This window comes from Nitrospinota bacterium, assembly GCA_029881495.1.
Taxonomy (GTDB): domain Bacteria; phylum Nitrospinota_A; class UBA7883; order JACRGQ01; family JACRGQ01; genus JAOUMJ01.
In genome coordinates, this window is sequence record JAOUMJ010000025.1 from 1 (window position 1) to 23023 (window position 23023).

Annotated in this window: 18 protein-coding genes, 1 tRNA gene and 1 pseudogene; 8 read left to right on the forward strand and 12 right to left on the reverse strand. The window is 48.3% G+C overall.

Going from position 1 to position 23023, the window contains the following annotated elements; genetic code table 11:
* The 6 genes from OEY64_10340 to OEY64_10365 all read right to left on the reverse strand — a co-directional run.
* The coding region (locus tag OEY64_10340) for a hypothetical protein (GenBank protein MDH5543348.1) at positions 1 to 559 on the reverse strand (559 nt) is incomplete at its 3' end.
* Between the two features lie 320 nt (positions 560 to 879).
* Positions 880 to 2706 carry an ATP citrate lyase gene (locus OEY64_10345; GenBank protein MDH5543349.1) on the reverse strand — a complete coding sequence of 609 codons (1827 nt, stop codon included), beginning with the start codon at positions 2704 to 2706 and terminating at the stop codon, positions 880 to 882.
* Position 2707: 1 nt separating this feature from the next.
* Positions 2708 to 3904, reverse strand: a complete 1197-nt coding sequence (locus OEY64_10350; protein ID MDH5543350.1) for an ATP citrate lyase — start codon at positions 3902 to 3904, stop codon at positions 2708 to 2710.
* A 201-nt stretch (positions 3905 to 4105) separates the two neighbouring features.
* On the reverse strand, positions 4106 to 4999 hold the full coding sequence (locus tag OEY64_10355) for a formylmethanofuran--tetrahydromethanopterin N-formyltransferase (protein MDH5543351.1): 894 nt from the start codon (positions 4997 to 4999) through the stop codon (positions 4106 to 4108).
* A 9-nt stretch (positions 5000 to 5008) separates the two neighbouring features.
* Positions 5009 to 6271: a hypothetical protein gene (locus OEY64_10360; GenBank protein MDH5543352.1), complete on the reverse strand. Its 1263-nt coding sequence runs from the start codon at positions 6269 to 6271 to the stop codon at positions 5009 to 5011.
* A gap of 15 nt (positions 6272 to 6286) precedes the next feature.
* Complete coding sequence (locus OEY64_10365) at positions 6287 to 7132, reverse strand: TonB family protein (GenBank protein ID MDH5543353.1); 846 nt, start codon at positions 7130 to 7132, stop codon at positions 6287 to 6289.
* 269 nt (positions 7133 to 7401) lie between these two features.
* Between OEY64_10365 and OEY64_10370 the strand changes: the two genes are divergently transcribed.
* On the forward strand, positions 7402 to 7788 hold the full coding sequence (locus tag OEY64_10370; protein MDH5543354.1) for a response regulator: 387 nt from the start codon (positions 7402 to 7404) through the stop codon (positions 7786 to 7788).
* A gap of 402 nt (positions 7789 to 8190) precedes the next feature.
* Here OEY64_10370 and OEY64_10375 read toward each other — a convergent pair.
* Positions 8191 to 8301 (reverse strand): annotated as a pseudogene (locus OEY64_10375) (prepilin-type N-terminal cleavage/methylation domain-containing protein).
* A gap of 352 nt (positions 8302 to 8653) precedes the next feature.
* Here OEY64_10375 and OEY64_10380 point away from each other — a divergent pair.
* From OEY64_10380 to OEY64_10395, 4 genes are all read left to right on the forward strand, one after another.
* Positions 8654 to 8917 carry a glutaredoxin family protein gene (locus OEY64_10380; protein MDH5543355.1) on the forward strand — a complete coding sequence of 88 codons (264 nt, stop codon included), beginning with the start codon at positions 8654 to 8656 and terminating at the stop codon, positions 8915 to 8917.
* Between the two features lie 46 nt (positions 8918 to 8963).
* On the forward strand, positions 8964 to 10076 hold the full coding sequence (locus tag OEY64_10385) for a hypothetical protein (protein ID MDH5543356.1): 1113 nt from the start codon (positions 8964 to 8966) through the stop codon (positions 10074 to 10076).
* A gap of 12 nt (positions 10077 to 10088) precedes the next feature.
* Entirely contained in the window at positions 10089 to 11150 is a 1062-nt protein-coding gene (locus tag OEY64_10390) for a glycosyltransferase family 9 protein (GenBank protein MDH5543357.1), read from the forward strand.
* A gap of 153 nt (positions 11151 to 11303) precedes the next feature.
* Entirely contained in the window at positions 11304 to 12257 is a 954-nt protein-coding gene (locus OEY64_10395) for a response regulator (protein ID MDH5543358.1), read from the forward strand.
* Between the two features lie 59 nt (positions 12258 to 12316).
* Here OEY64_10395 and rlmN read toward each other — a convergent pair whose 3' ends face one another.
* Entirely contained in the window at positions 12317 to 13354 is a 1038-nt protein-coding gene (gene rlmN / locus OEY64_10400; protein ID MDH5543359.1) for a 23S rRNA (adenine(2503)-C(2))-methyltransferase RlmN, read from the reverse strand.
* Between the two features lie 217 nt (positions 13355 to 13571).
* Here rlmN and OEY64_10405 point away from each other — a divergent pair.
* Positions 13572 to 13658: transfer RNA gene (locus tag OEY64_10405), tRNA-Leu, on the forward strand.
* A gap of 53 nt (positions 13659 to 13711) precedes the next feature.
* Here the strand turns inward: OEY64_10405 and OEY64_10410 are convergent.
* Positions 13712 to 14794, reverse strand: coding sequence for a hypothetical protein (locus OEY64_10410; protein ID MDH5543360.1), 1083 nt, complete (start codon positions 14792 to 14794; stop codon positions 13712 to 13714).
* Between the two features lie 293 nt (positions 14795 to 15087).
* Between OEY64_10410 and OEY64_10415 the strand changes: the two genes are divergently transcribed.
* Together OEY64_10415 and OEY64_10420 are read left to right on the forward strand one after the other, a co-directional pair.
* Positions 15088 to 17007 (forward strand): N-acetylmuramoyl-L-alanine amidase, encoded by a 1920-nt coding sequence (locus OEY64_10415; GenBank protein MDH5543361.1) that lies wholly within the window; start codon positions 15088 to 15090, stop codon positions 17005 to 17007.
* 224 nt (positions 17008 to 17231) lie between these two features.
* On the forward strand, positions 17232 to 18503 hold the full coding sequence (locus OEY64_10420; protein ID MDH5543362.1) for a hypothetical protein: 1272 nt from the start codon (positions 17232 to 17234) through the stop codon (positions 18501 to 18503).
* Positions 18504 to 18641: 138 nt separating this feature from the next.
* Here the strand turns inward: OEY64_10420 and OEY64_10425 are convergent, their stop codons facing one another.
* From OEY64_10425 to OEY64_10435, 3 genes are all read right to left on the reverse strand, one after another.
* Positions 18642 to 20888: a hypothetical protein gene (locus OEY64_10425; protein MDH5543363.1), complete on the reverse strand. Its 2247-nt coding sequence runs from the start codon at positions 20886 to 20888 to the stop codon at positions 18642 to 18644.
* Positions 20889 to 21266: 378 nt separating this feature from the next.
* Complete coding sequence (locus tag OEY64_10430; protein ID MDH5543364.1) at positions 21267 to 21851, reverse strand: YiiX/YebB-like N1pC/P60 family cysteine hydrolase; 585 nt, start codon at positions 21849 to 21851, stop codon at positions 21267 to 21269.
* A gap of 9 nt (positions 21852 to 21860) precedes the next feature.
* Entirely contained in the window at positions 21861 to 22505 is a 645-nt protein-coding gene (locus OEY64_10435; GenBank protein ID MDH5543365.1) for a YiiX/YebB-like N1pC/P60 family cysteine hydrolase, read from the reverse strand.
* Positions 22506 to 23023 lie beyond the last annotated feature (518 nt).

Here is a 23023-nt window from a genome sequence, read left to right on the forward strand (position 1 = left end):
GAGAACGCAGGATAGTTCCGGCAAAATAGAACAGCAATATTAACGTAAGAAGATATCTTATCCACTTCGCCGGATCCCTTTTGAACACGATAAGCGCCGCCGCTGAAACCAGAATTATCTCTATCGCCGCCCCCAGCAAACCGAAGTGGCGCGGATTCCAGTATGAGACCGGGCTCTCGAAACGCCAGCCGATGAACGGGAAAAAATGACGATGCGCGTCTTCCGCGTGAACGAAAATATCAAAAACGGAATGCATCCCTATCGCCGCGAAAATTATCGCTGTCTTTTCGAACCCGAATATCTGGAAGATGAGAAACCCCGCGACCGCTATCGGGAAGGAATGAAAAAGATCGAAAAGATCCTGCCACTCCGGCGAGTAGTAGATAACGCCCCATGTAAGGATATCCGGCATATCCAGAAAATACCTCTGGTAGATATAGAATATGAAAATAGGGATATCGGGGAGTATTGAAGCTATCGCAATCGGAAAATAATTCCGCGGCTTCTTCCCGCTCCCAAGAATGGCAAAATTCAAAACCAGATGGCCCGGTGTATTCATATATAACCCCTGTAATAGGTAACCCCGCTATTTTCGCATCTTGCAAGGGAATCATCCACTATCAACTACATTTTGAAAAACCGGGCGCAACGGGGAGGGAAATTTCGACTTGGCGCCGCAAGATTTACATCCTGAAAGAGCTGGAGATCGCTCCATTAAGTGGTTTAGCAACTCTACCCGCCGTTTTCGCAAAAGTGTATTGCGGAAAGCGGAGGGGGAGAGGGATATTCATCCCACGTTTCCGGCGTAGCTGTTTTAGCGTGAGCGCAAAAAAAAACCGGGCCGAATGATATCCGGCCCGGTTAGCGAAACAGTTGTCTCTAGTCGAGTTTCGGAACTTCTTTCCTTCCCGAAACAGCGTAGTTGATAAGGTAATTGAACATGCGGATGAGCCTTCCGTTGTTTCTCTTCTGATCCGCCCAGTGCCCAATCAGACCGATGGTCCTTGCCAGGATGAAAAATCCGTTTAGGGCGTCGTTCGGGAATCCGAGATCGGTAAGGATACATGCCATACAGCCGTCCACGTTCAGGATAAGGTTATCCTTCTTTGTGGTCGTTACCTCTTCCACCTTGAGGGCGTAATCGAGACGCGGAGTCGAAATTTTCGCCTCGCGGACGTGCCTGATAAGTTCCTGTACGCGCTTATCGGGGTTCTTCAAACTTTTAACCCTGTGGCCGATACCTGGAACGGGCCCCACGTTTTTCTTCATGTACGCGAGGAAGCCGGGGATATCGTTCGGGTACTGGCTCAGGCCGAAATCGAAATATTTGCCCGCATCCGTAACCGCGCCGCCGAAACGGGGCCCGATCATGATGAGCCCTGCCGCGACCGACTGCGAAAGACCTATTCCGGCGCAAGCCGCCATGATGGTGGCAAACGCGCCCGATACCGCCGGGCCGTGATCGGCAGACAGCATGATGATCCTGCGGATCACTTCTGCCTCTTTCTTGGTTACAAGTTTCTTGTTCCAGAGAAGACCTATAACGTGGGATATGTCGTACCCCTTGTTGATAAGTTCGGATGCCGGGTATCCGCAGTAGAGCGGTTCCTCGCCGCGGTCGTCGGAAATTGACGATTTGATGAGAGGCTCTATGAGAAGGTCGCCGCTATCCATAAAGTGTTCAATCTTCTTCGGAAGCTGCGGGAGATCCGAAGGGGAGACCTCTTCCATCTGTTTCGCCGCGCCTGTCGCAATGAGGTCCTCATATACCTTCTTAATAGCCGGTCCAAGAGCTCCGAATGTATCGGGAACGATCGCCCCGGCCGCTTTTAGCGCTTCGGATTTTCCGCGCGCCGAGCCTTCGCCGTGCTGTCCTTCCTTCGCACCCGCGTGGCCGAATTTCATCCCTTTGGGGAGCGCCTCCTGGCAGAACCCGGCGATAACAGCTATCACCTTTATCCTGCGAGGTTTCTCCTTGAGCCATCTCGCGGCGTCTTCCTCGAGGTTTCCCCCCATCTCGCCGACGATAATGACCGCTTTTGTTTCGTTATCCTTCTCGAACATGTCGAGATAGGTTCTGAAATCGGAACAAGGATACGCGTCGCCGCCGATACCGACAGCGGTGGTAATTCCATCCGCAAACTGGGAGATGATCCACATGATCTCGTTCGAAAGACCGCCGGATTTCGTGAGTACGCCAAAAGAACCCTGCCTGAAGAGTTTCGACAGGATAAGGTTGTTGTACTCTCCGCCGATAACGCCAAGCCTGCATTTCCCAGCCGACATAACGCCGATCGCGGACGGCCCGTTCATTATCTTTCCTGTATCCTTTGCCTTCTTTATGAGAAGTTTCGCGTCCTTCTCCGGCACACCTTCGGTGATCATGGAGATGGCCTTGATCTTCGGATTGTCAAACGCTTCCATCGCCGCCTGTGTGGCGCGGTTTGGAGCCACGAAGACAAGCGCGGTGTTTGAACCATGTTTATCCGTTGCCTCTTTCAATGAGGCGTAGATCGGTACCGCACAGATGGTGTTACCCACAGGAACATCCGCAGTCTTCCCGGCATCGGGAGGAAATACGAAGGCGTCCACATAAAGTTCCCTGCCGGTGAGGTGGCAGAATTCACCCATCCTCTTCGCGGCGTTAACGGCGGCAGGGCCGCCCATGATCACAACTCTTGTATTCTCGTCAGCAAAAATACTCATCCTACTTCCCCAATGCCATGTTAACGATATCGGTTAACGGTGTATATCTGTCGAAGACCTCGATATCAAATCCTTCGTTCTTCAACTCCCTCATCGCCGCGAGGCCGGCGGCCTCGTTTGGTCCGCCGCGGCGCACCCATATCTTTACGCCATCCAGCTTTCCTTCCTTCTTCGCCTTCCTGAATCCGTTTATGATTCCGGCAAACGTCACCTTTACGTCGGTGAAATTCGCGATAGCGCCGCCGACAATAATGTTTTTAATTCCAGGGAGCGAGCAGACCTCCTCTGTGAGGGCTTCCACAGCCCACGCTGGCGGATCGCCGGAATACTCCGAGTAGTTTGCAATCGTTCCACCGAGGTTTATAACCGCGTCGGAATAGAAAACCGATGCGCCGCCACCTGCCGGAAGAAGCGCTGTCGTCCCGCCAGGTATCTCGATAAGCTTCACCGATCCTTTCACGCGGCCGTCAATCTCCATAATCTTCTTTTCGCTCTGAGTGTATTCACGACCGAACTCCGCCGCGAAGTTGAAGTTCCAGTCTGTATGGCGGAACCGAGCGTCGCCGTCGAGGTTCGTTACCGCGTCGAGAGCGGTGAGTTCGCCGTTCTTCGGATTCACGATGAGCGGGTTTATCTCTATGTACTGCCCATCCTCGTTGTCGTAGCATTCAAAGAACTTCAGGGCAAACTCGGCAACCTTGTCTATCAGGTCGGCCTTGAAACCAGCCTCTTTCGCCAGTTTTTTCAGCTGATCGGCGGTCGGCTTTTCGCCAACGACCACAAAAGTCCGTTTTATCTTGTCCCAGTTATCCTCAACGTCGATACCACCCATATTTGCCAGAAGTATCTCCGCCCCTTCGCGGGTGGACTGAACCGCGATGTAATACTCGTCATCATGAGGGATCATTTCGGCAATGATGACCTGAGAGATCACGAGACCATCCACGTCTTTGCCTAAAATCTCCTTCGTAGCTTTCTTGACCCCGCTGATATCAAGATCAACTTTCACCAGACCGCGTTTGAACCTTCCACCTATTGCCTCGTGTGCCTTGACGACCATCTTGCGGTCATTCATCCATTTGTTCGACTCGATAAGATCATCGAGCTGAGAAATGTCTGAAATAACAAGCTGATATGGAGTTTTTACCCCCCATTTCTCGAATAGCCTCATGGCCGGGCCTTCTAAAAGTTTAGCCACTGTACCCCTCCAATATTTTTACGGAAATCCCACAAATCACACAATTTACAAACCACGTATTCTATGTATACCCTAATTTTTTTGTCAACCAAAAATGGCAAAAATGCCAAAAAAAGCGATGCAAACGGTTCCAATATGAACTGAAATGAAAACCGAATCAACTGCAAAAAGGAGAGGCTCCCCATCTGCCTCAAGACATTATCAGCTGAACAGTTCCCTTAAGGGAATATGAATGTCACCGAGCGCGCCGTCGAAGTTCGCCGCGCCGATCTTCACCACTCCGCCGCCGGAACAGGCCGCCTCAATACCGGCTTTCATAGCCGTGCGGGCAACTTCCAGAGAGACCGCGTTCAGCACAATCTCAAAAACCGCTTCAATCCCCTTTTCGAGCTTGCGCCCAGGATTCTTTTTAACGTCAATGGTCGGGCAATAGTCCTCCTGCGTGGATGCCTTCAGGAACGAATAGCGCGAACCTACTCTGCTTGCGGAGGCGACCACCCCCCCGGCGAAAGGGAGAACAAGACCGGCGAGTGGTTCAATAGCCGAAACGGCTTTCTCCGCAGCCTTCAATCCGCTCTTCTGGCTCGAAGCGTATATCCAGAAATTCGCACCACCGATACCTTCACCAATTCTGATGCTCTTCTCCATGACGAACTCCCCCGACGTTATAGGGACCACCACGCAATCGCGTCCGTGCCTCTTCTCTTCATGCTCGAATCCGTTGCCGAAGAGAGCTATCTTCTTCCCAAGCTCCCACGGATCACCTTCGTCGAGGCAGTTGAAAACCATCACGGTCGGCGTAGGCAACGCCACCTGACCGACCCGCTTAATAAGCTCCTTTTCCAGCTTCTCCCTCCTCTTCGCAAAGAAGAGGAGCGCATCCCCAGGTCTTGCGTCTGGTGTTTTGAAATTCTCCCCGCGCGCCTCTATCCCCGCTTCAACGCCGCAGCCGATTATCGAGGTGGCACAACCGACAGCCTTTACGGACGCTTCACGCGCCCACTTGCCGTTTCGCCCTGTGAAATAAAGGCGCGCGAAAGGGGAGCGGAATCCCTCCGCCGACACGTCGTCTATTGAAACTCCGTTTATCTCCATCCGTCTACTCTACACCTTATTGGCAACGCTTCCCCCTTTTACGACAACCGCTGGGTGGGCGAACATTTTTTGAATATCATCCGAAGGGGAGTAAAGTGCGACATCGGCGAAAGAGCCGGCGGATAAATTGCCGATCCTCTTGATCACCGCCGCATTCATGGACCCCGCTTCTTCCGGCAAAAGCGCGCGCGCGGGGGAAGAGCGTGTGATCGACGCTATTTCATGGATAGAAAACTCTTTTTCAACTTCCATAAGTGTGGAATTCTTCAAAGCCTCGCCGTCGAGCGTGGATGCGAACCGCTCCCTCTTTTCCCTCTCCATCAGAGAGGCGATGATAAAAGGATATGCGGAAGGATGTCCGCCCGATGGGTAATCAATTGAGAGGGAGGCTTTGGAAATATCCTTCAATTCCAGAAGAAATTCCATGCCTGCGAGCCAGTAGATCGAATCGTAGTAGCAGTCGTTTCTGAAATTGTACTTGATGGTAGAGTATGGAAAATCATCGCTCCTCCCTATTTCCCTTTTTGCCGTACGGGCGATGCGCCGTGAAAGCTCCTCATCAGCGGTGAGCGAAAAAGTTTCCCCGAAAGATACAGGGCCGAGATCAAAGGTGACGTTTTCATATTGCGAGATCATTTCCGCGGCGAGCTTCGCGCGGGGAACCGGTTTTCCTTTTACGGAATCGAATATGTAATAGGCAAGATGCGAGAGATGACAACGCCGTCCGCCAAGACGCTTCAGGAATTTTTCCAGAGTTTGAATGCTCCCACCCTTCCCCAGATCGGGGAGGTGTATATGCGGAGGGGGGATGTGCGCCACAGTATCAGAACTTAAGAACGCCTCGCACCCGTCGCTACCCACATATTTGAAAGTAAGAAAACCGGGGGCCAGACCGTCATCGCTCCCCCGTGCAAGCTGAAGCGCGAGATGCCGAACAGGAGCGTTTCCGAACGAAGCGCCGCTCCTAAGCCCCGGTTCAACTATTGTCGTGAACCCCATCGAGAGGTAGAGTTCCGCAACCGCTCTGCTACCGAAATTTTCAGGCGGAAAACCGAACCTGCGCGAAGCTTCATCGGCGGCTGTGAGATGTGAATGAATGTCAAGCGCGCCCGGCATGGCGATGAGCCCGGTCGCGTCTACGATCTCTCCGTCATCCCCGGTTGCGGCAAAATTCTCTTTGTCTGATACCGCATCACCCGTTATGTAAATGTCGCTTTGCTCCCCCTCTATTCCGTTTGCCGGATCGTAGAGCTTCGCGTTTTTAATAATCATCAGGCGCGGCGATCCCTACCGCGGAGAGCCGACAGGATTGAACATCGGCTGGTAAGTGAAGTGAACCACTATGTGAAGCCTCTTCTGCGTAATGGTCGCAGGGAAAGGATCGAACGGAACCGCCGCTTTCACCGCGTCGATCGAAGCGGAATCGAGCGAGCTCTCACCCGAGCTCCTGACGATATCAAGCCCCTCCATCTCCCCCGAAGGGAGGAGCGTAAATCTAAGCAGGGTCGTCCCCCCAAGCCCCCTTGAGATAGCTTCGTCGGGATAATACCAGGCGGCTTCGACGTCACGTTTTATTTTGAGGAAATAGGAGGCGTATTTGAACTTTTTAGTGTTCAGCGAAACTATCGCCTCATCTCCTGTCTCATAAAACCCTGCGGGATTATCCCTCACAATTTCGTCGATGCGACTCTTCTCCAGAAATACAGCCTCACGGTCCCCTTCGCTCTGAATGTCGGTCTCTACCCTATCCCTCTCTTTGGCGCTTTTCACCGCGTATTCATCGTGCTCCTTGCTCTTCTGCGCAACCCCCCCTTTATTACTTTCGCTCGCCTCCCCCTTTTTAACCGCGCGCGATGTCCTCATCTCGTTCTTCAGCTCTTCCCCCCCTTTGCTCTCCGAAGCGGAGAGAAGGTCGGCCTCATCCGGGGATTTACTATCTTCTTCCGCTTTTGTTTCGACTATCTTGCCGAAGGGGAAGTTGATGTTGTTTATCTTCGGCTCCTCGATAAAGGTGACCGATATCGGCGGGGGAACCTCTCTTATTTTTATAAGATGTACCGAAAGGAATGCTCCTATCACATGGAACAGGATCGAAAGCAGAATGAACTGCCTCATCTCGAGAAAATAATTCATATACCGGATTTTACCTGCAATCGTGAAGCTAAACCAATATTGGAGACAAGTGACAGGATTACAGACAGAGCCAGGGAGCTTCCCCGATTGAAACGAATAGATATAATATCCAGTTCATACGGCATCTAATTTAAAAAATCTCCTATATTCAATACAACCCGGCGTTTTTTATGGCAGAATGAAGAATAGCGGCAAAAGCATGAAGAGAGGGATTGCTCCACCGTGTATAATTACTGTTTTACAGAATTAAAGCTGAAGGAAACATTATCGTGACCGATATTGACAAGAATATTAAGGTTCTCATCGTGGACGACTCCAAAAGCATGAGAAACATCCTAAAAAAACTGCTGGCGCAGGGGGGGATGACGAATGTCATCGAAGCCGACAGCGGGACTAGCGCGCTTCTGGCGATAAAAAACGAAACGCCCGATGTAGCTCTCCTCGACTGGATACTCCCCGATATCGACGGAATAAAGGTGCTGAGGAAGATCAGGGAAAACCCCGCTTCGAAAAACCTTCCGGTGATAATGCTCACCTCGAAAACCAACAGCGAGAATATTCAATCGGCAAAGGATGCCGGCGTGAACGATTATCTTATTAAACCGGCAACAAAAGACGCCATCCTGAAGGCAGTCGGCAACGTTCTGAAGAATTAGCTACCCGTCCCGCCCCTTTTTCATGAATACGCTATAGGTGTGAATCTTTGAAATAAAAAAAGGGTATGGGAAAGATCCCATACCCTCTGAGAAACTTACGTTAAGCTAAAAAGCTTACCAAGTTGCTCCGCCTTTTGCTGAATCCCAATGAAAAACACCTTCGGGTGCTGCTGTTCCAGAGGAATGGGATGCTTCAGCAGACCAGGTAACGTTGTCAATAGGTGAAGCGCCAGCAACAGAGCTTGGAAAATTTACAGTAATTTGTAAATCAGCTACATAGCCATATGGGGCCAAGTCTAAATTGCAACCAGCATACGTGTTGTTTGTTACATAACAAGCTTCCATCGCAGTAGCAACTGTAGCGAGCATCGATTTTGCAGATGCATCGTTAGCCGATTTTTTGTATGTAGAGAACTGCGGGATCGCGATAGCCACGAGGATACCGATGATCGCGACAACGACCAGCAGCTCGATAAGAGTAAAACCCTTTTCGCCCTTAAACACGTTTCTCATTTTTTCCATCATCAAAAATACCTCCTAATAAATAATTAATGTTATCCATCGAACTAACAACTATTCGACTATCTGGCTAGGTGTAAATGCAATAGGGATGCCAACCGTTTGATAATAACATATTATCTTAATAAACAACAAGATAGAGATGTTTTACGCAAAATATTCCTGTAACAAGACGTTTTTATATCTAAAATGCGGACAATTTTTGTCATTCGTGACAAATTTTGTCATCCGACATGCAAATGTACAGCCAAAGACCATCAAAAACAGGTTTTAATAATATATCTTCAACTCTCCTTTATGTTTCAATCAGGATGGCATAGAGTTTACGCTTTGAACCGGATAGACAATGGAAAAAGAATTTAACAACTGCATAAAACTGACGATGTATACAAAACCAGAGTGCTCCCTCTGCGAGAAGATGAAAGAGGTTATCCTCGATGTCTCAAAAAACAGCCCGCTCACGCTGGAAGAGATAAATATCTCCGGCAATCAGGAACTGGAAAAAAGTTTTGGTGAGAAGATACCGCTCCTCTTTTACGGCAAAGAGGAACTCGCCATGTATAAGATAAGCAGGGCGCAACTAATTCATAAATTAAAAACCCTCTCCTGACATGGCGCATATCAAAAAGAGAGAACTGGCCCGGATGTTTTTCAGAATGAACCACTTTAATGAAAAAGGGAGGAGCCGCTTCCTCTTCGTTTTTCTCTTTCTAGCCGCACATCTAATATATGTTTCCGAATCAGGCGCTGAAAAACCGCATTTCCAGGGGGAAAAAATAATCCTTGAAGGATTGGCGCACAGCTACCGGCTGGAACTCGATAAGGCACAGGAAGTTTTCAAAAAACTCAAGCTCCTCTACCCCGGCTCCCCATCATCCCTCTTCTATCCTGCCGCGATATCGTGGGGAGCGGTGGAATCGGACCTTCGATGGAGACGTATAGCGGAGCTTCACGCAGACAGTAAAATTGAAAGAGAACTACCGACTCACTCAGCGGAGAGGCTGATAAAGGATATGCGCGATACGATAACCAAATGCGCCAAGATAATTGAAACCAGGCCGGATGATTTCGAAGCGCTTTTTTACACCGCCGGGGCGTACGGCTTTACGGCGCGGATGGAGTACTACAGCGGCAACTACATATCCGCGCTCATCGATGGAAAGAAATCGGCTGATCATTTTGAAATATTGCTCAACAAGCATCCGGAAAGAGCAGACGCGAAACTCGGCCCGGGAGTATACAAATATTACATCGGCGGTCTATCAAGCCCGATGAGGTACTTGATAGCGATGCTCGGGCTGGAAGGTTCAAGGAGCGAAGGACTTGATCTTATGGAGACAGCGGCCCTGAGATCGACGCTATCAAGAGTCGAAGCGGCCGATTTCCTCACGCGGATCTACAGGACGAGCGAGGGGGACACGAATAAGGCGCTCGAATGGGCTAACCTGCTGGAGGAGTTTGCCCCCGGATCGCCATTGGCTGACTACCACCGCCTTATAATCCATCACAACAGCGGCAATTTCTCCTCAGAAGCGGAGAGCGCCGAACAGCTCCTGAAGAAGATGGAAAAACTCCCCGACTCCATTAAAGGGGATTGGGAGCCACTTTTGAACTTTACCATCTGTTCCGCCATGATTGAAAAGGGGGACGCAAAAAAGGGGGTAGAATATTGCCGGAAAGGGTATGAATCGCCTAAAGCCGGAAATTGGCTGAAAAGCGAAATTCAGCCGCACTTTAAACGGACAACGGTAATTAAAAACGCGCGATAGGAAACATGGTCATTGAAGATATTAATAATTAAGATAAGTTCTCTCGGCGACGTGGTGCACGGCTTTGCGTTCGTAAACAGGCTCAAGGAGATAAAGCCGGACGCCGCTGTAGACTGGGTAGTGAGCGATGTTTATTCCGATCTTGTCGATAATCTGGATGGGGTCGGCAGGACGATACCGTTTCGCAGAAGCGCCTGGGGGCGCAACTGGTGGAAACCCTCCACGCTTAGGGAAATTGCTTCCTTCATCCTCGACATCAGAAAATCTAAATACGATGTCTGTCTTGACCTGCAGGGACTTTTCAGAAGCGGGGTAATTGCCTGGCTATCCGGCGCGAAGCTGAGGGCAGGGTTCGCCGACGCAAGGGAAGGGAGCCGCTATTTCTACCAGAAATATATCGAACCTCCTTTAGGAAAAAGTTTTTCAGAAAATGAAACGGCAACTAGTCATCATCACGCAGTAGATAAGATCATGCAGGCGTTAAAACTGTTCGATGTTCCGGTACCGGAACGGGCAGACTTCAGCTTCACCATCCCCCCCCAAGTTACAGACGCCGCTAAACGACTTATTAAAGAGGCCGGCATTGAAGAGTATGCGGTATTTCATGTTGGAGCGAGATGGAAAACGAAGATGTGGCCGGAAAATAATTGGCGCGAATTTGCCGGTCGCTTTCAGAGCGAAACCGGAATCCCCGTGGTTTTCACCGGTTCCCCGACGGATTCTGCGATAGTTGAAAGGATCATCTCCGGATTGAGTGGAAGATTTTTAAATTTTTGCGGCAAGGGTAATCTCATTTTTCTCTCCGCCATACTAAAGGGGGCGAAGATGATGGTGACTGTCGATTCGGGACCGATGCATCTAGCTTCAGCGTTCAATATTCCGATCGTTTCGCTGTTCGGCCCCACCTCACCGGAAAAAACCGGCCCCATTACCGGAGGGAAAAATCATAATTTTCAGGTTCAGATCGACTGCGCCCCCTGCTTTAAAAAGGGGTGCGAAATCTCCCCGAACTGCATGGATATGCTGACACCGCAGAGCGTAATGGAGAAAATCCCCGCCTACTTTAATAAATAAACGCTTGTTTTTCCCAATAGTTTTGCATTCTAAAAAAACTAGGAGATAATGAAAGGGTTATTTTATTTGCAGCGACTTGAGAATCATACAGTAGATGGAGCTACTAGAATTTAGTGCACGTCAGCCTGCAGGCTGGATGGCACACCTGTAAAAATGCGCAGTTCAATGCGTTTGAAAGGTTCAGAGAGGATGGGAGAAAACGCAAAGAAAACCGTGCTCCTTATCGAAGATGATAAGGGGACCAGGGAGACGATTTCGCGGATAATTACCCATTTTTGCGGTCATGACGTCGTGGAAATGGAGAGCGGCGAAGATGGGTTAAAGTTTTATAAAAACCCGCAAAACCGGTTTGACGCGATAGTGTGCGACCTTATGTTGCCCGGCATCAGCGGCAGGGAGATCGCCCAGTACAATTTCGAGCATAAAAAGGTTCCTCTGGTAGTCCTGTCCGCATTTTCCGACGCAAAGCTCGGTTTAAAACTTCTTGAGTACGGGGTGGAGGACTATCTTCTAAAACCGACCGACTCTACAGATTTTTCCCTGATCATCGAAAAGGCGATTGAACGCAAAGTAAAAAAGGGGAGCGACGGTTACGACGAATCCCTGTATGGAGGGAACCTTGCGTCGCTGGTAATCTCCTCAAAGATGACGGAGCTTGCGGTCGCCAACAGCTGGATAGCTACGAAGATAGAGCCGGTAGTCTCGAGGGAGGAGAGGATAAAATTTGTAAACTTCACCGGCGAATTCCTGCTGAACGCGCACGAGCATGGCAACCTGAATTTTGGAGAGGAGTTGAAAGCCAAACTTCTGGAGGAAAACATTTTCGATATGGAAGTCTCCATGAGGGAAAGCAACTCCAACAAGAAAGTTTCGATCAACATCTCCGTGATCAAGGGGCAGATAGCATTATCCATTACGGACGAAGGTGATGGATTCAACTTTGAACGATATCTCTCAATGACAGGCAAGGAAATTTCAGAACGGATAGAAATGCTGAACGGAAGAGGCATAATCCTTGGCAGACACTATTTCGACAAGATCCAGTACAGCAACGGCGGTTCAACCGTACTTCTAGTAAAGAATATTCTATATAAAAATATGAGCTGATGCCTTCCTGATGAGGAGGTGTTCCTTCAAATGCTCCGATACAAAAAGCGGCAGAGACGCTATATGTATTTTGATTTCAGCTGGCCGCAGGCCGCCTCAATATCGCCCCCCCTGTTTTTTCTGATAAGGGCGGCAATGCCATGCTTCACCAGTTCCTTCTGAAATTCAACCACCTTTTCATCCGGCGAAGGGAAGAATCTGGCGCTCTCCCCCGGGTTGAAGACTATCAGGTTTACCTTCGCTTTCAACTTGCCGATGGCCCTTGCCAGTTTGCCTGCCTCTTCCCGTGAATCGTTTATCCCCTTGAGCATTATCACTTCGAACGTGATCTGCCTGTACGGCCTAAGCGGATAGAGCGCCAGCGATTTCATCAGAGCGCCGACCGGATACTTCCTGTTTACAGGCATAAGCTCGGTGCGTATCCCTTCGTCCGCAGAATGGAGCGATACCGCGAGGTTCACACCTCTCCCTTCCTCTCCGAGCTTCTCCAGCATCGGGATTATTCCGACTGTCGAAACGGTGATCCTTCTGATGCCGATGCCGAACCCATCCGGCGAGTTGAATATCTCTATTGAATCGATCAGGTTCCTGAAATTGTCGAGCGGCTCGCCCATCCCCATGAATACTATATTTGTAAGGGGGCGCCCCCTGGCAATGCTCTCTTCGTTCTTCAGCATGACAAACTGGTTTACTATCTCCCCTAAAGAGAGATCGCGCGAGAACCCCTGACTCCCGGTGGCACAAAACGCACAGCCGAACTTGCATCCTACCTGCGTCGAAATGCAGGCTGTACCCCTCTCACCGTCCGGAATGTATACGGCCTCTATAGAGAGCGAATCCTTCAGCCTGAAGAGGTATTTCGATGTTCCGTCCTCCGACTCCTTTCTCTCGATGATCTCAAGCCCCTCGGCGGTATATTTTTCCGCCAGCTTTTCGCGCATTTTTTTAGAAAAATTGGTCATCCCCTCTATCGAAACAACCGATTTGGAATAGAGCCAGTCGCACAGCTGCTTCAGGCGAAACGGCGGCTCCCCCATTTCCGAAATGACCGCACCCATTCCTGAAAGTGGAATATCCTTCAGATTTATTTTATCCATATTAATGCGTCCGAAATCCTCAAATTGTAAAACATGCTTCAGGCATCAAACGTGCCGACATACGGCAGAAGATGGCGGACATTATAAACCATTAGCAGTCCGATTATTTTTATTCGCTCCATTTTAACTCGTAAAACCTCTAATATTTGCGTGTCGGCATCGCAAACCAAATGAAATACTTGAATTTTCTGAAAAACTTCCCATAATGGCTAGGCGTGCCGAGGTGGTGGAATTGGTAGACACGCAGGACTCAGAATCCTGTGCCTTCACGGGTGTGGAAGTTCGACTCTTCTCCTCGGCACCAACTTTCTTTTCTCCCAATTTACAGGCACTGCGGCGCTGATAACGAACAAGTTATCAGGTAAAGGGATCCTGCTGATCGTAGATTATGTTGTAAAGAAGCGGAGTTCCTTCAAAAACAGTCGGCTTCGGTATCAGCGACTGCGAAACAACCTTCAGCCAGTTTACGTCCGGCTGCAATTCACGAAGCTTCCCGTCGCCCGGCGGCGTTGAATGTTCGTTATGGGTATAAACTATTCGGAGGATCCCGACGCCGCCATCCTTCGATTCATTTAAAAGATAATTCCGCCGGAAATTCTTGATATGCTGGAATCGCTCCCCGTTGTCCATCTCTTTTACATGCTCCTTGGGTATCTTTACCAGACAATACTTCGTGATACCCTCCTCAGAGATCTTCGTAAGCGTCCTTGATTCGGAGCTGTTCACATAAACCGTGGATATATGACTTGCAGAAGACAGAAGCTGGTATGCAACCAGAGCGGCGGTGCGCCTGCCGGAAACAGTATGATGAAAGCTGTAATACTCGAACAGTTTTTCCACCATCTCCTCGGCGTACTCCTCCCCCTTCTCGTACAGATCCTTTGAAACATACCTGAGTTCCTTGCCAAGCGCCTCTGCAGCAAAATCTATCAGCCAGTCGATCCTCACATGGAAGTGGCTGAGAGAAAATCGAAGTTTGCTCTTCGTCGATTGATCCGGCTGGATCAGCAGTGCATAGTCGACCGGGAGAAGTGCCTTTATCAGATCGAGAAACCTCTTGTGTTCAAAATTCTTCTGGGTCTTTAAAAGTTCTGGAGCCACCCTGCTGGAGCCGAGTACGATATCCGGGAGATTCTCCTTCGTTACCTTGTTGTTATCAAAATACCGGATATATTTCTTCAAGTGAGGTTCGACAGGTTTCTCGCAGAATAGAATAATGAAACCCTCTATCTGCTCGTTTTCCGCCTCGGTAACTTTCCCTTTCGGCTTTAGCTCGCGCTTCTCAACAAAACGGTACTCCTGACCGCTTTTTTTGATGTTCGCGTATGGATCAAGAATTCCATACTGTAAAAGGGAGTAATCCAGTTCATTTCGTAAAGTTTTATATAAATTTCGTTGCAGCTTTTCTTTTCTGCTCAGTTCGAAATCAGGTTTCCACACACTCTATCCCAGCCATTAAGTGCAATAAAACATACACACTAGTCACGTAAAAACAAAAAATATTATAATATTATCTACTTATTTATCCATTCTGAGTATAACACTTTGTTTTCTCGGCTACAAGCAGGAATAGCTATTATTTTCCAGTTATGTACAGTGTAACTATTTTTCATATATCTACATAACCTGTAACTTGCGGACAGTCTTTTAAAGCTGATATTTGAATGATTTAGCTATTTGTAAGGCAAAAAATATATCCTATTGTGGAAATTAATATATAATTATAAGGTATTATGTGGAAGCCACTGACAATTTCTCTCCTTATTTCTGCCACCATGCTGTATGCGCCTAACGGAAGCGCTGAAACCGACCGTTCTAACGAAACATACAGGAAGGCGGCAGATTACTACAACAATCTCTTCCTTTCCCGGAAAAAGTATCCGCGCGAAAAATGGATGAAATCAATCTCCCTTTTCAAGGATGTTTACCTAAAATACCCGAAGGGGGGGAAAGCTCCGGAAGCGCTATTTATGACCGGCAAGATATATCAGGAACTGTACTTCGAACATAAAAACAGCCCAGACAGGGAAAACGCCGTAACAATTTTCAGAGTGCTGGCAACCGGTCACTCATACAGCCATCTTGCGGATGACGCGCTGTTTCGTACCGGAGAGATATACGCCTTCGACGATGATAATGAAACAGCCCTTTCATACTATCGAAGCGTGTTGCGATGGTTTCCCGAAGGGGATATGGCTATCAAGGCAATGGAAAAAATTAAAGATACCGAAACCCAAAGCGTGAGAAAAAAATCGCTCCCTGGCGATAAAACAAAAAAACGGCTTCGTCGTTTTGCCACTCTGGATTCGATCAGATACTGGAACAACGAAAACTACGGAAGGGTCGTTTTTGACGTAAGTAAGATGGTTAATTACAAAATTTCCCGCTCTACGTCAGCATCATCGCTTACTATCGATCTTATCGGAACCCGCATGAAAAAACCGGGAGAGCTGGTAAGAAAGAAATCAGGCATCATCAAATCGATTATTACCAATCAGCCGGAAAACGATATTACAAGAATTGAAATTTCCGTGACGGACAAACATTCTATCAACTCCATGGAACTGGTGAATCCAAGCAGGATCGTTATTGATATTTACGCCGACAACGGAGAACAGGCGGCCTCAGCCGCTCCGTCTGAAACAGAAACCATCAGCTCCACCGATAACGGGGTACGTCTTAAAAGGATACCGGACATTGAAAAGCACTCTCCGCTTAGAAGAACCGGGAAAAACGTCGTAGCCGACACAAACGGCATTTATAAAAAGGCTCAAAACCGGATATCAAAAAATTCCGGCGTTCCGGATCTTGCCCCTCCGGTTGGTGCGGACCCCGCGCTTCTTGCAGCGGGGCTGGTCTCCAGCGGATCTGAAAGCACCAATGGCAATAGAACATCCGACAGAAGAGATGAAAACAAATTGGAAACGGCAAGCATGAATTTCCCCGAATCGTACAGAGGGAAGGTGATAGTCATCGATCCGGGCCATGGCGGTAAGGATCCCGGTGCCGTAGGGAAAAACGGTTTAAAGGAGAAAGACGTCGCGCTTGATATAGGGATAAGGTTAAGGCGTATTCTGAAGGAGCAGTGCAGATGCAGGGTTCTTATGACCAGGACCAAGGATGTATACATGCCCCTTGAAGAAAGAACGGCATTTGCAAACACTTCAAATGCGAATCTTTTCGTTTCGATTCACGCCAATGCAAATCCCAAAAGCAATGCGAAGGGGGTCGAAACATACTTTCTAAGCCCAGCCAACAGCAGAGAGGCGATGTTCACCGCCGCTCGTGAAAATATGATCGCATCCGGGAACAGAAATATTGAATCTAACGATATCTCCTTCATCCTTTCCGACATGTCGAATACTGAAAAAATAAATCAATCAAGCAGAATGGCGGAAAGCGTGCAGGAAGCACTGGTGGATACGCTAAGAGAGAATAAATACCGTACGCAGGATAACGGTGTGAAAAGCGCCATGTTTTATGTACTTCACGGGGCAAGAATGCCATCAATTTTGGTGGAAACAGCGTTCATTTCAAATAAGAATGAGGCTGAGAACCTGAAGAAAGCAACATTTCGCGAAAGGGTCGCCAAAGGCATAGCGATAGGGGTGCGAGATTTCGCGATTGAATCACGCCTTGCCTTAGCGCAATAAAAACCTTGCCAACAACTTTGCTTTCCAAATTTTTTTCCATCATGACTTTACGCTGCATATCTATAATTACCGTAATCATTTTTATATATTTGCCATCCGATGCTCAAGCCGATACGGTCTATATAAAACCAATTCGCCTGTTACTGCCGGGGGATGTCGCCTGCCTCGGCTCAGGTTCGCTAGACAGCCGCTCAGAAGCACCGGATATACATAAACCCGCAGTTATGGGAGCCTTCGGAAATCTCCTCTCCCTCAGCTATGAAAGAGAAAACCTTTTAAACGAAAAATCCTCCGCAGGAAATACTCGGATAAAATCGTACACGCAGAGCCTTATACTCATATACCAGCCGGAATTATTCGGAATAAATAGCTCTCTTGGCGTGTCGGCTGACAGTTTTGCCGGGGACTATGAACTCCCTTCATACGGATCTCCCCAGTCGGTAAAACTCGAACAGACAAACAACAGGAGAAGTTTCGCATTCTCTATTGCGCCTGGAGCCAATTTTCTTTTCGGAGCGGGCATCGATTACGACAATGACATCGATCACACCTTTTACAATTTGATCTATCTCCCCGCGGAAGGGGTCGGCATCGGATTTAGAAAATATTTCAATTCAGGAAGCTTCAACAGTTCGCTTTACTCGGGAAGCAACTTTGCCGAAAATTCATATTTAATTTCTGAATACATCGAAGAGTTCGGAGTGAGGGTAGGGGTGCCGGAGAAATTTACCGCTGAAACCGGATTCGGCAAGGGAGAAAAAACGGATTACCGCTCCATGCGTGTGAAAATCCATCCTTACGGAAGATTCACAATTGGAGCGATTTTTGATGAAATTCAATTCAAATCGCGATCAGAAATAAGTGTCAATGAAAATCCGGGGGGCTATTTCAGCACGGAGGCGAAACTTGACAGGATAAACGTCACCGGGGACTATATTCTCTCCGATGGCTCAAATGCGCTTTTCGGCTACGAAAAATCTACACTCGCCGCAAATATTGCCGGAAGCATCGACGGAAAATATGTTTCATCATTCTGGGAAAATCTTTTTTCGGGCAAAAGATATATTAACGGCGCTCTTTCATCCGATATCCGGCAGACGCACATAGGTATTACCTCCTCTGAAGAAAAACGGCTTTCATGGAGCGGCGGAGCAAGGTATATCGAAATTATTCCCGGAGGAGGATTTAACCACTGGACAACCCCACCTATCATCCCTATAGGAAAATTTAACGAACAGGAAAATATTCTCGCCTATGGCGAATCCACATTTGCGGCCCTCTTTCTAGGCACTACCTTGAGAATGAATCGCTTCGACATCAAATACGGCATTGCGCAGATAATACCAATCGCGGTGACGAGAAAAACCTCCGATGACGCGGAAGAGGTAACCGGCGCGAGCCAGACAAAGGATATAGACATCTCCAAATGGCAGGACGAACTGGCCAGAGACCAGGGTGGAAATCTTCAAAGAATCGAGCTCACCTGGCACTTCTGAACCAACAACCGCTCTCATATAAAGGAAAAAAGAGCGTACATCAGTTGGCAAGAATGAGGCGAACGAAAACTACTGAAGCTTATTAGAAAATAATGCGGGCGGCCTTTTTTAAAAGAACCGCCCGCATATTAGATCGAATTACTTCCAGTCGGCGGGAACGCCGTTCGGGAAGAGGCCGTTAAATTTGTCGTTAGCCGGCCAAACTATATTGTCGTTGAAACATACCTCCGTAAAGTTCGGGTCCGTATAAGAGCACATCGGCTGGTTGAAAACCCACGAATCATAGACGTTATAGGTACCTCTGTAGTTGAATGTCGGGAGATTCGTCCTCTCAACCGGCGTCACACCTAACTGTGAAATGTTCACGTCGAACGACTCCGTCCTGTTGCACCCAGCGTCCCACTCCGCGTCTACAGAGATGATGGAAAGCGACGTCGTAGAAGACGCCACGGTTATCGTATTGTCGCAATAGAGGGTAACCGAATCCGCCGGGTCGTACTTGTTCGTGAACTTGACCTGCCCAGACAGAGCCAGTTGCACCATGTCTATCAACTTCCACATGTTGGCTTCGTCTTCAGCTTCCTGTGCCGGATCCGGGTTGTTCGGATCTGGACTTGTTGGTTTTATATCTGCCCATTTGATGGCTCCCTCTGCCGCCTGTGCTGGGGTCTCTGCCTTTATGAAAACAAGCGCCTTCTCGAAATTGTCCACGGCGGCGCGGAGTGCTGAAATAGCGCTGGACATCTTTGTCTTACCGGTGGTCTTCAAGGTAAAGTTATTTGAAGCGTCTATAGTGTTGTCGATTGTAACAAGCGTCGGCATCGGATCCACGGACCATGACGCGTGGGCGCCATTGAAGATGCTCATCGGATCCGCTTCCACTATCGCGTAATCAATCTCCAGGTTATAGGCAGTCGCAACAAGGAGCACCCCTTTCACGACACTCAAGGCGGCATCCGCGAGAAGGAATTCGCCATCATCCAGGACGACGCTCGGGTCCGGGGTCGTACCGCAACATGGAGGAGTAGTGAATGTATAGCCGGTGTTCTCCACGACTCGAAGCTGCCTCAATGACGATTCGACCACCGGAAGAATGTCTGTTTCCACGATAGACTGGATTTGGGAAATCTTGTAGGCGGTAGCTGGTATGGTGCTAGCAAACTTCTGTGCGCTTTCGACCATTGCCGGCTTGTCCTTCGGAAGGCTCTCCTTCAGTTTAACGAGAAGCCCCGTTAGGTTAGCGATTCCCGAATTCCTCTTCGTTGGTTTCATAATGGTCGTTCCAGAATTTGCGAACAAGTTAACTATGTCAATGATTTGGATGGTAGTTCTCGGATCCAAGATCGGATTGTTCACCGGATCTGAAGCAAAGGAGTTAACCATATTTGTTACCGTTGTGTTGTTCATGAGATCCACTAGGTTGGTGAACGCGACACCGAAGTTAGCCGTCCGGTCGAGGGGGTTTTTTGCCAAGGCTTCCTTATACTTGAGGTTCGCATCCGTATATTTCTCTGCTTCGAGGAAGGCGTAGGCCTCGGCGTTGATGGCGGTTACATCTTCACTCTTCACCGCCGGGGATGTAGTAACGCTATCCTTGATATCGATAACCACTGTTGTTACATCCTCTTCCTTCATACCGCTCTCCTGGAACGTTGAATTCGGGTTCTGTATGTAGTTGGTGATAGCGGTGGTAACGCCGGTCGTTCCCGTATCCGGCGCGAGTACCGCAGTTGTCCCGTCTACCTGGTATGTAATTTCCACGGTCCCCTCTTTGCCGTCGAAAGCACCGTCGCTGAAGTCTTTTGCGAGCGCTTCAAGAAGCACACCGGGATCCGCCAGGTTCTGGTCGGCCGCCTGCTGTGTGAACGCGCCGAGAATAAGTCCGAGCTTCGTACCGTCCGGGTTGGAGGTTACCTCATCCTTTTTGTCGAAGTTTACCTTCAGTACCATCGGGTTTGATGTAAAACCGAAATGCTCCTTGACCTTTGTTGTCGCATCAGAAATCGCGGCAGAGAGGGAAGTTGGAGCGAAGAGAGCCTTTTGAACGGCAGGTTTTGCCGAAAGGCTTTTCACGGCCCTGCTGTCAATGAATGTCGATATAGGCGTGATGGCAAGCGACTCCGCCGCGGAGGAGACTTCCGGGGAATTCATATCCACGATAGCGGAGTATTTTACCGTGTTTGTTACCGTAGCCTGCGTAGCCTCACTCTTATATGTACCTTGCGTAACCTCTACGCGATACACTCCGGCGTCATCACATGCGGCAGGATCTGCCGACCACGTACCGTCGGATGCGGTAAATGCGGAGGCAAGCTCAGTATCATTCTCGCCGGTGGCTGTCACGGAATAGATCTTTACGTTGGACGCCTCCATGACGCCCTTCACAGCGGTACCCCCCATGGCACACGCGCTATTGGCCTTTTTATCCTCGGCAGGAACAAAGATTCCGCACGATAGGACGAATATAGACAAACTAGAAAAAATAAATAATTTTTGCCTCGAAATTGTGAACATGCAATGCCTCCAAAACGGATTTTATAACCTGATAAACCAGCCAAAAACCAAAACGCCAAGCACCTTCAGTGCATCAAACTATCGTATTTCCAAGTTACGCTAACGCATTTGCTTTGTCAAATTCAGATACATAATTTATAAAATGGCATAAATAGGTCATACATCTACCACATCAATTTATCTCTGAGCGCAGAGAATGGGCCTGCCCAGGTATTAAAATACTTTGGGAAAAAGCCTTGTTGATTTCACTTATGAACGTTTGTTCGGGAATCCGCTCCATATCTCCTGGGGGAATATGATGCTTTTCGTGAACGGTATCTGCGGAACATCCTTTTCGGTATTCAGGTTAATTCCATGTTTCTGGTAAGCCTTATAAACGAGTTGACTGCAGTAAAAGGAATCCTCTCTCTCCGAATCGAGAAAATTAAGGTTGTACGGCTTTCCGGCATTTACCTGGGCTAGGCAGTAATTTGCCACACTGATACGGATCTTCTCCTGTTCGGCACCGCTGTATTTTGAACCGTTCAGCGGGTAGACTATTCCATAAAAGGTATCATGAACCCCCCTCGCGGCGGCCATCGCTGAAGAATTCCACACACTGTCGGCAGAGTAGGCGATAGCCTTCAGTTTCGCGCCAGCTTCCACGCAACGGCCATTCGGCCCGACATACATCGCCACATGATCCACCTCGCCGGGAACCAGTTTCCCGATAAGGCGCCATATCTGGCCGCCGATAACAGTTTCATCTCCATTGGTGGTGCAGATAAGATCACCGGTGGAAAGAGGAACTCCGTTAATCGAATATGTATGAATCATGTCAACTTCTCTTTCCATGAACTTCCCCTATTTCCCGAATAGTTTATAAATATATTTTAAAACCCTTGTGACGATTCCCGGCGGCTCGGCCTTTATAGTAGGAAAACCGCTCCATATTTCCTGCGGTACAATGATGCGTTCCGTCCCGGCAAGTAGAGGAATGCCGATCCCCGTGTTCAGATTGATCCCATGCCTCTGGTATGCCTTGTATGCGAGCTGACTGCAGTAAAATGTCTCTTCATTTTCGGAATCGAGAAAATTCATGTTGTACGGTTTTTCGGCTTTTGCCTGGGCCAGGCAGTAATTTGCAATATCAACTCTGATCTTGACCTCTTCGTTTGCCGGGTATTTGTTTCTGTCGATCGGTTTGGAGACCCCGTAAAAGGTGTCGTAAAAATTTCTCTCTTCCCCCATCGCCTTCGAATCCCACCGGTTGTTTTGAACATTAAATGTAACTACCTTTTTCTTCGGCCCGGCTTCCACGCAACGCCCGTTCGGTCCGACATAAACCGCGATATGGTCCACATCTCCCGGCAAAAGCTTGCCAACCAGCTTCCATATTTCGCCGGAAAGAAACGCGTCGTCGCCATTTGTTGTGCAGATAATATCCCCGGTTTGAAGAGTTATCCCGTTTATGACGTAGGAATGCACCCTATCTACTTCCAATTCCATAATACCTCCACGAAAGAAAATGAACTTTGCAAATATTATTATCACGCAATTGCTATCCGGTCAAATAATTTATGTATTTTGCATTACATATGATCAAAAGATCCATCTCTGGCATGGAATTTTCCCACGATTACTGATTATGAAATCCGTGCATATTATTGATAAAAATATGAGAAAAGTATTATCCACATTGACTGTGGATAACCTGTTGGCAAGCCAGCCAAAAGGTACAGAAAAACCGCGTAAATACTGGATTTTTAATATATTGATGAAAGATTCATCGCCATGATAACACCTAATATATCAATAAGATAACTTATTCATTTTTTTTGTATCGTTTTCCCCGGTCAAATTTCACCGTTTCGATAAAAGTTATCAACAACTTTTTACAACCTATTGCAAATTAAAGGCAAAACCGATATCTGGCTACCGTTAAAAGGTATGGTCGAAAAGGATAAATTTTCAAGTTGGCATGCGGTTCTTTATTGCGTAAGTCAAAATTTGTCGGAAAACCGGCG